The sequence below is a fragment of the Candidatus Fokinia cryptica genome, assembly GCF_034359305.1.
GTDB lineage: Bacteria > Pseudomonadota > Alphaproteobacteria > Rickettsiales > Midichloriaceae > Fokinia > Fokinia crypta.
The window spans coordinates 229,060-241,466 of the sequence record NZ_CP110343.1 but is presented as its reverse complement, the minus strand read 5'-3'; the positions used below and the strand labels follow the sequence as shown (position 1 = coordinate 241,466).

The window sequence follows — 12,407 nt, the reverse complement described above, 5'->3', positions numbered from 1 at the left end:
ACAGTGTAGATATCTGACGTATATGGTAATCACTACATTCTTCACAGCTTTTTTTACGTGCATTGTTTATCTAAAAATAGCAATCTTATTACTAAAAAAATTCATACCAAAAGGACAGCCAATAAGACTAGAAGGGCCTGAAAATCATATCACTCAAAAGAAAAATACACCCACATTTGGAGGTGTAGTATTCGTATTCATATCACTCATAACACATATCGTGATCATGCTTCAGCATAACGAGATGAAAAATATTTTTTTGTGGTTACCATCTTTATGCATGCTAAGCTATGGAGCTTTAGGTTTTTATGATGACTTTCTAAAAGTCAAATTACACCATTCAAATGGAGTTTCTGCTGTAGTAAAATTGTGTATACAACTTGCAATAGGAGCTGCTATCGCTTTTTGTATTTCGCAATATCATTTCTCATTAAGTAAAATATGGATACCAATAATCGATGTGAAAATTCAGGTCAATTCAATCATATATTGCATTTGGGGAGCGCTGGTACTAGTTGCATCATCTAACGCTTTTAACCTCACTGATGGCGTAGATGGACTAGCTACTACCACAAGCATTATAGTGATAATTTCTGAAATAGTAGTTTTATGTTTTTTCTATTCACACTTTTCGGACAATAACTCATCGTCGCTAGAAGAAGTAAGTAACATAATACTATTATCTCTCTGCTTTTCATTGCTTGGTAGTTTATTTGGTTTTTTAATATATAATAAGCATCCAGCTAAAATTTTTATGGGCGATGTGGGAAGTATGTCTTTGGGTGGATTTATAGGCTGCATAGCATTAATCACAAGATGTGAGTTACTATTATTACTATTTGCAATAGTGCCAGTACTAGAGACGTTATCTGTTATTCTACAGGTATCTTACTATAAAATTACTAAGAATAGACTTTTTCTCATGACGCCTATACACCATCATTACGAAAAAAAAGGATGGACAGAAAATAAGATCAATATAAGGTTCGGTACTCTATCTATAATATCGTGTATCATAGGGTTACTACTGCTATATTCTAGCATGAATTAAATATTTAATTTGTATTCCGATCAATCATTGCATGCTTTATTTTTTCCAGAAAAATAGACTTTCCTTTAGATAAATCAACTATTAGTGGGATATATTGCTCATTTAATGTTTCATGCAAGTGTTTCGTTTTCACAGGTTTTAACTCATCTACCCATCTTCTTATATACTCGCCATTTTTATCAAATTTCTGGCTCTGTAAGAATGGATTCATAACTCTAAAGTAAGGAGAAGCACTTACCCCACTACCAGATACCCACTGCCACCCAAATGCATTACTTGCAACATCAGCATCCACCAATGTATCTAAAAACCATGCTGCGCCATATTGCCATTTTACATTCAAATTTTTAATCAAAAATGACGCAACAATCATTCTTACTCTATTGTGCATCCACCCAATTCTCCATAATTGCCTCATACCTGCATCTACAATTGGACATCCAGTCTTACCATATTGCCATTTCTTTATAATCAATTCATCATCTTCCCACTCTACTTTATCGAAATATTCAAGTTTTGAGCGATAATAATAATCTGGCATATGCTCTAAAGTATGGTACGAAAACTCCCTCCAAAACAATTCTAAAATAAATCTATGGACAGACTGCTCTTCCGGTATATCTTTTATCTCATGTAGTATTTTCCTTACACTGATCTCTCCAAAGTGTATATGAGGAGATAATAAGGATGTGCCATCAACAGACATGATATCTCTCTGTTTTGCATACAGCAATATACTTCTATCATGGATACTATCTCGAAATGATTTCCATTTATCTAGAGCAGCTTTTTCACCTATCTTCCAAAAATTTTCCATTTCCCTCCACCATTTTACACCTTTTATTTGAGGAATTGGCATCATAATATTATGTAAACAATATGAATTATGAGTATTGTTAAATTGTGGTAATGGTAGCGGAGCATCGATTTCACTTATTCTTTCAAATGCTTTTTTAGCAAATACGGTAAAAACTTTAATCTGTGTATCGATAAAAAAATTGCTAAACAACCTATTAGGCCGAAATTTATGGAATAATGTATGATGATTCTCTAATGCTTTCAAAAAAAGCTGAGGTAATTCATCACTATAGTAAATTTCAATTATTTCAAAAAGCCGCACTATCATTTTACAATCCACTAACGTATTTTCCGAAAATATAACTTGTATCCCATAACCCTCTAGTACTTTTCTAAAATCCTGCACAGCATTCAATCTCCACCATCTACTAGCACTACCTGTTAATTTTTCATCTATGCACATTACTACAATAGGCAAATTCTGATTTGCTGCATGAAATAAAGCAGGATTATCATGTAATCTGATGTCATTTTTAATCACTACAAGACTGATTTTAGGGCGTTCCATCTTATGTTGCGTATTGTGAGTCTATTGCTACTACATTTTTAATATACAAAATACTAAAAAATTATATTTTTCTACATTAACTCTAATTAAACTTACAGAAACTTCATACGCTATTCTAGTTATTGATTTATTAGATTCCTTGTTATAGCATGTGCGGGTTCAATAATAGAAGCATGTTCGAGTAATGTCGCTAAAATTCTATAGACCCATGTGTTCCTCTACTCGAGGGTTAGTATCAGTTGCACGTGACGACTTATGGGCTGGAAAGCCATTTAAAGGGTTAGTATCTTCACTAAATAAGAGTGGTGGACGTAATAACATGGGACGCATCACGGTACGTCATAAAGGTGGTGGACATAAAGTGAAGTATCGCATCATAGACTTCAAAAGGAGAAAGTTAGATATTCAAGCAACAGTAGAGAGATTAGAGTACGATCCTAACAGAACCTCGTTTATAGCTCTTATAAAGTATTCTGACGGTGAGTATTCTTATATCATTGCACCACATAATCTTAAAATTGGTGACACCGTCATTTCTTCCAGCAATGCCGAGATAAAGGTGGGTAACACACTTCCCTTAGGAAAAATGCCATCTGGTACCGTAGTTCACAATATTGAGTTAAAACCTAATAAGGGGGGACAATTAGTGAGATCTGCAGGATGCTCAGCAATGGTTACAGGAAGTGATGGTGATTACGTTTTGGTAAGGCTAAAATCGGGTAAAGCGACAATCACAAGAAAGATATTGAGAACTTGTTTTGCTACAGTAGGGGTTGTATCAAACCAAGATAATAGAAATATAAAATTTGCGAAGGCTGGTAGAAAGAGATGGATGGGAGTAAGACCTACTGTTAGAGGTGTAGCAATGAATCCAGTCGATCACCCTCACGGTGGCGGAGAAGGTAAGACCTCTGGAGGCAGACATCCTGTAACTCCTTGGGGTAAGTGCACTAAAGGATTGAAGACTAGGAAAAATAAAAGAACAGATAAATTTATTGTTCATGTGAAAAATAAATAATTTTTTAATAATAGATATGTCGCAAGCTCAACAAAAAAAAGAAAGAGAGGTAAGAAGGCTACCATACGTCGATCCTAGGCTTTTAAGAAAAGTGAAAAAAGCAATGCAAGAAAATGACCAAAAGCCTATCAAGACATGGTCCAGAAGTTGTACTATAGTTCCGGAATTTGTTGGATTAGTACTGGCAATTCATAATGGTAGAAAGCATATAGCTGTTATGATAAAAGAAGAGATGGTTGGAAAAAAGCTTGGAGAATTCTCACCTACAAGAACTTTTAAAGGACATGGTTCTAATAGAAAATAAAATATATAGTAAATATAATTCCTTTATTGTGAATTTCTAATCATATCAGAAGCGAATGGTGCTCTCTAAGCTTTTTGGTTTGAAATTTTTTGATTAGAAGTGTTTTTGCTTTAATTCTACGGAATATTTTGCTTTAGTTTTTCTCTTTCTAGAGTGTAGTAGTTTTTTTCCAGATTAATTTATATAAGAAAGTTTACTTTTTTCATTCATTGAGATAGTGAATTCAATCTTAATCACATATTAAATGCTCTTTTGTAGCTATAAGATAAAATCTTATAGGATTTTTCTCATATGTTAGAAATTTTCTGCTGAGCACACTTACTATCATACAATTACACTTTTCATCTTCTATCAGAAGAAATTATTTTCTCTTCAGAAAAAAGTTTTTTTTACTTATATTACAAAAATGCTGTCATATAATATACGTAAACTATTATAATATAAATTTTTATATTACTACTTGAACAAATTATACATACGCTAGAAACTCCATAGCTTCTATGAAAAGGGTATATAAATACTTACATTTTGTATAACTTCTCAATGAATATTTAAAAAAAGTATTGCGACAAAATTTTCGCATGTGTTAGCATTTTTATATGAGATATCTTTTTCTTCTTTATTGAGTATTTAATGTAAGATCTTTTAAGAAAAAATTATAAAGATAAAGAAATTTAATCCTCATATAAAGATAATTCTTTCTAACGAAATAAATTTTAAATTTGAAAAAATATGCTACAAAATGTCAAAAACATAACTAAATCTGTGGTATTAGTAGGACCAATGGGTTCAGGAAAAAGTGCAATAGGGAGAAGATTAGCGAAAAAACTGAAGCTACCATTCTATGATGTAGATTCCGTTATAGAGAGTCGAAAGATGCTTTCTATTACCGAGATATACGATTTTATGGGAGAAGAATACCTAGCTCAGTTAGAAGCACAAACTCTAAAAGAAATACTGAGCTACGGAATTTCCGTAATATCGGCAAGTGGAAATATTACGTTCACCAATAGTCTGTATAATATAATAAAAGAAAAATCGATATCTATAGCTATACTCGCAGATAAAGACGTATTATACGAACGACTAATGAGACGTAACGTCAGACCATCTTTCTCACACGCTAAGGATAAATATGCTTTCGTAGAAAAAATGATTAGCGATATGGAAGCAATTGCACCAAAGCTTAACCATACTTTAATAAATAATTCAACTGAATTACATCAAATAACTTACTTTATAGCAAAAAAAGTAGTGGAACTAAATCATAGAAATAACTCATTCTTTGAAAATAAAACTCAGCATATCAGTCGTTTTATGCAGAAAACAGTATAAAATCGTAAAATCATCTTTTCGTCTTAGAATCACTCTTTACCGTAAGGATGTACTTTAATTATATTAAAAAAACTCTTTATTATAATCAGATTCATAACATATTCTTAGCAATTGATTATATTTACTAATACGCTCACCTCTGCACGGAGCACCAAATTTTACAAAATCACTTCCGCATCCAAAAGCTATATCAGCAATAGTAGGCTCTTCTGTGTCCCCAGATCTGTGAGAAAAAATCAACATCATACTATTGAATTTTGCTAATATCACAGCTTCTATCGCTTCCGACAGCAATCCTATTTGATTAGGTTTTATAATAATAGCATTTGCAAGTGCTTTTTTATGTGAGATCATTTTATGATTGGTAACGAATAAATCATCCCCAACAATCATAATTTCATCTCCAAGTCTCTTCATAATCGTTATCCATCCTGCCTCATCTTCTTCATGAAATGGATCTTCAATACTCAAAATATTTCCACATTCCTTCACGATATCACAGTAAAATTGGCATAACTCCTCAGAAGAAAGGGCTTTATTAATTTCTGATAAATTATATAAGAAACATCCATTTTCTACCTTACAAAAGTTAGAAGCAGCTACATCAAGCGAAATTTTCACGCTATTACGATTGTATCCAGCTTTTTCAATTGCTTCATTGAGAATACCAAGTGCTTTCATCGTACTACCATTGGAAAAACTTACACCTCCTTCATCTCCTACATTGGTACTATAACCCCTCTCTTTGAAAATTTCTCTCAGCTTATGAAAGATTTTCGCTCCGACAATTATTTTTTCTGACATAGTGTTAAATGCTATTGGAGTGATCATAATTTCTTGAAAATCTAGCCCTCCAATTGCATGTACCCCACCATTTATCACATTCATCATAGGTGTGCATTTGTTTTTTCTATCTTCAGCAACATATCCCTTTGATCTCATTAAAGAATCAACATAGTTAGATATATGTAAATTTTGCTTAGAAGCACATGCTACACAAAATGCAACTGATACAGCTATACAAAAATTCCCTCCTAATATGCTTTTATTAGTACTACCATCTATACTAGCTAATACAGCATCAAACTCCCATTGCGAGGAAAATCTCATACCGTGCAAAGACCGAATCTTTGCTAAACCATCATTGATTACATCTCTCACACTGAAACCGTCACTATCTCTCTTTGCAACTGCTTCATGAATACCAACAGAAGCACCACTAGGTGCAATAAATCTTCCCACAGTTTTATCGTTCAACACGACTCTAGCTTCGATTGTCGGATTCCCCCTACTATCTAACACTTCGATCGCACTAATACTATCAACTATAAACACGACTCTATTTATTTCTTCTATATCGCGACACATTACTAAAGCCTATATACTCTGTCAACTATCTACAAAAAACGAATAAAAAATAATACGTTGATACTACATAATAGCTATCTATGTTCAGGATCTACTGCTATTCCATTCTTTTTTACCGAAAAAAAGAGCTGAGGCTGCTTCGCTTGTCCTGATCTTCCTACTAAACCTATTACATCACCTCTTTTTGTTTTTTTCCCTTTCTTTACCTCGATGCTTTTCAAGTTGCCATATGTAATAGTATACTTTCCATGTTTTATCACGACGTAATTTCCATATATCTCATTTCCATGCTTACAAAGCATTACTACTCCATCAGCAACAGCTAAAACTTTAGCTCCACTTTTAGCTTTTATTGTAATTCCATCTTTAAAATCGTCATTCTGTTGTTCCATATGTTTTAGTATCGCTCCAGAAACCGGCCAGATAAACGACTTATCTTTCATTGGATGCGAACTTCTAGCATCAATCACCGATGATAAAAATACATCTTCTTGATGTTTAGATGACAATGTATTTTCCTGCTTAATACTTTCTTTTTGTTGCTCATTCGACTGTACTTCAACGGTAGGATTGAAGAGACGTTCTCTCGTATCCGCTATAATATCTGGCGCCTTATGCTGAACTATCTCTTCATTACTATTTGTCTGATTCTGTAGCTCGCTACCGGAAGTACTTTCTACTTCAGCAGAAGACGACTGCGGTTGATTAACTTTCTCTTCTTGTATCTCTTGGCTTTCATCTTTTAAAGCACCTTCTACTGCATCAGATTCTTGTGATAAACTATCACTATACCCATCGACAACAACAAAGGTTCGAGGAGTTGTAGTACAAGATGTAAGACATATAACACAATATGCAAGCACTAGCACTTTCAATTCTATACTTTTCACTGTATTTTTTATATTTCCTATATGCGTAAGATAACTAAAATGACTCCAATTCGCAACGTTGGAAAAAATTTATTAAGCAAATGATAGGCTACATAGAAGGCTCAGTGCAAGAACTTGAGCATGATTACGTACTACTCAATGTACACGATATAGGATATATAGTGTATTGCGTGCCACGCATTATTAAAACTCTTCAAATTGGTGATAAAGTTGCATTTTATACTGAACAACAGTTCAGAGAGGATGCTGTACAACTCTTTGGCTTTACAACAAAACAGGAAAAAAAAATATTTCAATTACTAAAAGGTGTACATGGCATAGGTGCTAAACTAGCAATCATGATACTAAGTGAACTATCTGTTTCTGAAATAATCGAAGCTATTAGAGATAGCAGAGTAAATATATTTGAAAAGATAAGTGGTATAGGTAAAAAAATAGCTACAAGAATGGTAACCGAATTAAGCACTACAAATATATTTAAAAAATTGTATCTAGAGATAGACAGAGATACTAACTCAGAAGATGATAAAAATACAAAAATTTCATTATCTGGTACGTACCACGAGACATTAGAAGCATTAATATACCTAGGTTTTAGTAAAAATGATGCACAAAAAACTCTCGATATTATCTTAAAGGAACTACCACCACATATCACGAAGGAACAGCTACTTCAAGAAGCTCTAAAATCTCTGTCACGTCTTTAAGCACTACACTCGCAAACCACCATTAGCTCCGATTACTGCTCCAGTAATAAAGCCAGCACTATTTTTAGCTAAGAAGGCTGCAATTTCAGCAATCTCTTCTGGTGTACCAAGTCTACCAACTGGTATTCTAGAGACTACTTTTTGTAAATCTTCTGGTTTCATATGCATTACCATATCTGTGGCTAAATACCCAGGTGCAATAGCATTCACTGTAATTCCCAAAGCGGCATTTTCTAAGGCAAGAGCTTTTGTGAAGCCTTCTATTCCAGCCTTAGATGCAGAGTAATTAGTTTGACCTAGCATACCATTAGCATTTACAGAACTGATATTGATAATTCTACCAAATTTATTATCTCTCATTTTTTGTATTACACAGCGAGACATGTTAAATACTGAGAACAAATTAGTATGCAATACTAATTCCCAATCACTATTATCAGTCTTATGAAACATCTTATCTTTTGTAATACCTGCATTATTAACTAGAATTTCCACATTTCCACCTAAGTATTCTTCTATCATAGAAAGATGAGATTGACATGCTGAAAAATCGCTTACATCCCAACAAAAGGCTTTCGTTACGATACTTTTTTCTACTTCTAATGCTGCACTTTTATCAGCATTATAGGTTACAGCTACCGTATAACCATTTTCATAAAATTTCTTCGCTATTGCTTTTCCTAAACCCTTTACACCACCAGTTATTAATACACGACGTGACATCATTTTTTTATAAAAAATATCTATACTAGATTTAATTAAAAGAAAATCTATACTATATGTCAATACTCATTGCGTATAAAAGATAAGTTTTATAGAATTAAGATAATGTTTGTTTCATTGAAAAAATGCCTGATCAAGACACACCCAACACAGAAGATTCAATCCAACCATTATACCAAAAAATAAGGAAAATTCCAGAAATTGCACAGATACCAATAACAGCAATTGTGAACGGAACACCTTCTCAAGTTACAGTATCGGTTGGATATCCTAAGAAGGACAATCCTATCGAATTTCAGGCAAAAACGCTAGGCGAAAAACAAATAGTCATTCCAGGTGAAGTTGTGAAATCCTTAAGTGAACTCGTTGAAATCTCTCACAAATATCACATCTCAGTTGCGGAACTAATAAGACAATCAAAGCGAGCAGAAGAAGAACAAAAAAGAAAATCACAACCATCAATTCTTGCAGAAGAAAGAGCAGGACTTAAAAATAAGTTAATAAAAGATGGAGTGATTACAGAGCCTAATACTACAGTCAGTTAAAAGGCATAGAACGCCATGTAAAATAATAACATAAGATTATTCAATTTCAAATTATCGACTCATCTTCAACAATGATGTAGCATCACACTGGATATTATACATACCAGATAATGAAGCTCAAAATAAACATACTAAAAATAGTATCATTTTATAAACTATTACCGTCATTCATAACATTGGTTTCCTTATCATTAGGCGTACTATCTATCGTCAATTCTATTTCTTTTAAATTTGAGCAAGCAGCTACATTAATTATTATCGCTACTATTATGGATAGTATAGACGGGTATACAGCAAGATTATTAAAAGCAACGTCAAAATTTGGCGGAAATTTAGACTCAATCGCAGATGTAATAAGTTTTGGAGTAGCTCCCACTATCCTAATGCATATATGGCTTTCAACATATTCCATCACACAAGATGCGACTATATTTTCATTATGCACTATCTTATTCCCAAGCTGTATGGCTATAAGATTAGCAAGATTTAATACGCAAAATATTTCACCAGAAGATTTAGAAACGTATTGCACAGAAACGCAATATGAAAATAAGAAAGATATTAGAATAAGAAAAATACTATTTGGTATGGGAGCATTTTTCTGTGGAATACCAGCTCCCGTTGGAGCAATGCTTTTGATACTACCTTTAATGTTGAAGTTCAGCATTATAAAGACATTCCAAATCCCAGGACAAATAATACTGATATATCAAGTATTGGTCAGTCTCTCTCTTGTTAGCGTATTACCTACTTTCTCCTTAAAATATATGAAAATCCCAGTAACATATATACCACTTGCATTACTAGGTTCAGCATTATATATGGCATATATCTTCACTACACCATGGAATGCAATACCTTTACTGTTAATAATTTATATATGCTCTATACCGTTTAGCATAATAAAATTTGAAAAAATCTGTAAAAATCATATAGGCACAAGAGAATATCTTCGAGAAAAGTACTATAAAAAGTAAATACTATACTAGAGCAATCTAATCTTCGGTACCATTCTTGGATTATTGCATATATTAACACTATACCAGTGTAAAAATTGAACGGCAGAATCCATTAAATCATCATTTTTACAATACGGATACGATACTATTTCGTTACGTAGTGCGATAACATAATCGTCTTCGATTTGAGAACCTCTCTCTATTACGGATTTCCTAGGAAAAAATATTTTACCAACTTCAAAAAGAAATGAAATCAACGATAATCTAGCTTTCTTACTATACTTTGGCTTATACGAGATGACTTTCATTTTATGATCCGTAATATAGGGTAATTCTTGAATAAGCTGTATTCCTGAGGATGCTTCTTCAATAATGACACAAAATATCTTATTCGAAGATACGTTATATTTCTCTTGCCATTCTCTGATAATGAAGTTTTTTAATTCTAAATACTCTGTTTTTATTCTCTTCGCTCTTAACAAATATACCCCACTATCATTAACTCCCCACTCTGTCATAGCTGAATAATCGTTTTCCACTTTACTTTTACTTGCACAATCCCAGCTTTGATATATCATATCAAACTTCTTTTCAGCACCACTTTCATACCACTGAATCCAATCTTCTCTTACTATACTGCACTCTTTATATTTTAGCGGTTCTTGTTGATACTGAGATAAAAATACACTTTCCCCTACTGCATTTCTTAAAGAAGACAATGAATCTTCTGTATATCGAAAAGTATCAAATGGCTGATTTTTAGGTATTTTAACTTCATAATCGCCAAATTTATATACCCTATCGGAAGAAGATAGTGCTTCTATAACAACATGATGCCATTTGCAGGAATTTTTGATGTTAATCTGTAGCAATTTACCACTTAAATCTTGCTCATGCAGTCTTTGCATAATCAAACATATAATACCATCTTGAGGAGAATTAAGACGAGAAAATAGTACGCTTTGAAACCAATAATAAGTTTTTTCTCTGTACTCGGAAGAATTTATATTTTGTGGAATCTGCGGATCATCGATAATGATGATATCAGCACCTTCACCTAATAAAGTTGCATTTGGAGAAGTAGCAAATTTATACCCTAACTGTTCGGTACTTATTTTATCCTTAGAGAAACGGAACTGTTTTGCATATGGAAAACATTCATAATACCAATCTGATTGCATCACTGTTTTACAATCTGCATTATGTTTGATTGCAAGAGATTTACTGTAGCTTACCGTAATAATTTTCGAATGTGGTGCATGACCTAATATCCAAGATGGCCATATTACACTGAATATAATAGATTTTAATGCTCTCGGTGGTATATTTACTATCAAACGATTTATATCTCCTTTCTCGATAAGTTTTATATTTTCTATAAAGCATCTTATATGCCAATTCTGATACAGTTCTTTAGTAGGATGCAAGGTACGAAAAGCTTTATAAAAAAATGAATAAAAATCCTCTCTCAGAATACTGGAGAATATTTTGTTGAGATTTTTCACTTTTTGAAATGATAATGAATATTAAATGTGGCAACTGCGGGGTATTTTCGTACGATATAGATATCTGTAGTAAATGCGAAAAGGTAATACAAATAGATGATAAAATGGTGGTATATAAGGATACTTCTCTTGAAAATATTGAAAACAAAATCACATTCTTCAATATACTAGATATCACTGAACTAGAAGCCTTCTCTAATGAAATTTTGCTACTTAAATGCAACCAAAAACAAGAGAAATTTCACCCTGATAAGCATACTTTGGCTTCTCAAGATGAGAAATTAACTGCTATACATAGAGCATCTATATGTAACATAGCATTCATAACACTTTCCAATTTCGTATCTCGTGTAGAATATATACTACAAATTCATAAGATAGAGGAAGTAGTTGATAATAGTATTATAAATTATCTCTTCATAATGAATACAAAACTAGAGGAGTCTAATAACGAAGAAATAGCAGAAATAACAAAAGAAATAGAAAGTAAAATTATCTCGTTAATGAATTCAATAACACAAACAATAACACTCTTACAGTACAATAATGTTTCTAAATACCTAATAGAGTTGCGTTATCTCATCAAAATGAAAAAAAAATGCACATAAAAGTCAATATGTTCTTGACGCGAGCTGT

General features: G+C 32.7%; 13 protein-coding genes. 8 read left to right on the top strand and 5 right to left on the bottom strand.

Annotation, left to right across the window (positions count from 1 at the left end; genetic code table 11):
• Positions 1 to 22 precede the first annotated feature (22 nt).
• Positions 23 to 1,051, top strand: a complete 1,029-nt coding sequence (mraY, locus tag Fokcrypt_RS01140) for a phospho-N-acetylmuramoyl-pentapeptide-transferase (RefSeq protein WP_323722372.1) — start codon at positions 23 to 25, stop codon at positions 1,049 to 1,051.
• 4 nt (positions 1,052 to 1,055) lie between these two features.
• Here the strand turns inward: mraY and Fokcrypt_RS01135 are convergent, their stop codons facing one another.
• Positions 1,056 to 2,417, bottom strand: coding sequence for a cryptochrome/photolyase family protein (locus tag Fokcrypt_RS01135; protein ID WP_323722371.1), 1,362 nt, complete (start codon positions 2,415 to 2,417; stop codon positions 1,056 to 1,058).
• Positions 2,418 to 2,601: 184 nt separating this feature from the next.
• Between Fokcrypt_RS01135 and rplB the strand changes: the two genes are divergently transcribed.
• The 3 genes from rplB to Fokcrypt_RS01120 all read left to right on the top strand — a co-directional run bounded on the left by rplB (position 2,602) and on the right by Fokcrypt_RS01120 (position 5,074).
• Positions 2,602 to 3,435 carry a 50S ribosomal protein L2 gene (gene rplB, locus Fokcrypt_RS01130; protein WP_323722370.1) on the top strand — a complete coding sequence of 278 codons (834 nt, stop codon included), beginning with the start codon at positions 2,602 to 2,604 and terminating at the stop codon, positions 3,433 to 3,435.
• A 16-nt stretch (positions 3,436 to 3,451) separates the two neighbouring features.
• Positions 3,452 to 3,739, top strand: coding sequence for a 30S ribosomal protein S19 (gene rpsS, locus Fokcrypt_RS01125; protein ID WP_323722369.1), 288 nt, complete (start codon positions 3,452 to 3,454; stop codon positions 3,737 to 3,739).
• A gap of 732 nt (positions 3,740 to 4,471) precedes the next feature.
• On the top strand, positions 4,472 to 5,074 hold the full coding sequence (locus tag Fokcrypt_RS01120) for a shikimate kinase (protein WP_323722368.1): 603 nt from the start codon (positions 4,472 to 4,474) through the stop codon (positions 5,072 to 5,074).
• A 63-nt stretch (positions 5,075 to 5,137) separates the two neighbouring features.
• Here the strand turns inward: Fokcrypt_RS01120 and eno are convergent, their stop codons facing one another.
• Entirely contained in the window at positions 5,138 to 6,442 is a 1,305-nt protein-coding gene (gene eno, locus Fokcrypt_RS01115) for a phosphopyruvate hydratase (RefSeq protein WP_323722367.1), read from the bottom strand.
• A 74-nt stretch (positions 6,443 to 6,516) separates the two neighbouring features.
• Positions 6,517 to 7,332, bottom strand: a complete 816-nt coding sequence (locus Fokcrypt_RS01110; protein WP_323722366.1) for a murein hydrolase activator EnvC family protein — start codon at positions 7,330 to 7,332, stop codon at positions 6,517 to 6,519.
• A gap of 80 nt (positions 7,333 to 7,412) precedes the next feature.
• Here Fokcrypt_RS01110 and ruvA point away from each other — a divergent pair, with 80 nt between their 5' ends.
• Positions 7,413 to 8,039, top strand: a complete 627-nt coding sequence (gene ruvA, locus Fokcrypt_RS01105; protein WP_323722365.1) for a Holliday junction branch migration protein RuvA — start codon at positions 7,413 to 7,415, stop codon at positions 8,037 to 8,039.
• Between the two features lie 3 nt (positions 8,040 to 8,042).
• Here ruvA and Fokcrypt_RS01100 read toward each other — a convergent pair whose 3' ends face one another.
• Entirely contained in the window at positions 8,043 to 8,762 is a 720-nt protein-coding gene (locus Fokcrypt_RS01100; protein WP_323722364.1) for a 3-oxoacyl-ACP reductase, read from the bottom strand.
• Between the two features lie 125 nt (positions 8,763 to 8,887).
• Here Fokcrypt_RS01100 and Fokcrypt_RS01095 point away from each other — a divergent pair, with 125 nt between their 5' ends.
• Entirely contained in the window at positions 8,888 to 9,307 is a 420-nt protein-coding gene (locus tag Fokcrypt_RS01095; protein ID WP_323722363.1) for a DUF2610 domain-containing protein, read from the top strand.
• Between the two features lie 110 nt (positions 9,308 to 9,417).
• Positions 9,418 to 10,284, top strand: a complete 867-nt coding sequence (locus Fokcrypt_RS01090) for a CDP-alcohol phosphatidyltransferase family protein (protein WP_323722362.1) — start codon at positions 9,418 to 9,420, stop codon at positions 10,282 to 10,284.
• An 8-nt stretch (positions 10,285 to 10,292) separates the two neighbouring features.
• On the opposite strand, the gene Fokcrypt_RS01085 is transcribed toward Fokcrypt_RS01090, so the two are convergent.
• Positions 10,293 to 11,771 (bottom strand): hypothetical protein, encoded by a 1,479-nt coding sequence (locus Fokcrypt_RS01085; protein WP_323722361.1) that lies wholly within the window; start codon positions 11,769 to 11,771, stop codon positions 10,293 to 10,295.
• Positions 11,772 to 11,785: 14 nt separating this feature from the next.
• Here Fokcrypt_RS01085 and Fokcrypt_RS01080 point away from each other — a divergent pair, with 14 nt between their 5' ends.
• A complete protein-coding gene (locus Fokcrypt_RS01080) occupies positions 11,786 to 12,379 on the top strand; it encodes an iron-sulfur cluster co-chaperone HscB C-terminal domain-containing protein (protein ID WP_323722360.1) in 594 nt (197 codons plus the stop codon).
• Positions 12,380 to 12,407: the final 28 nt, after the last annotated feature.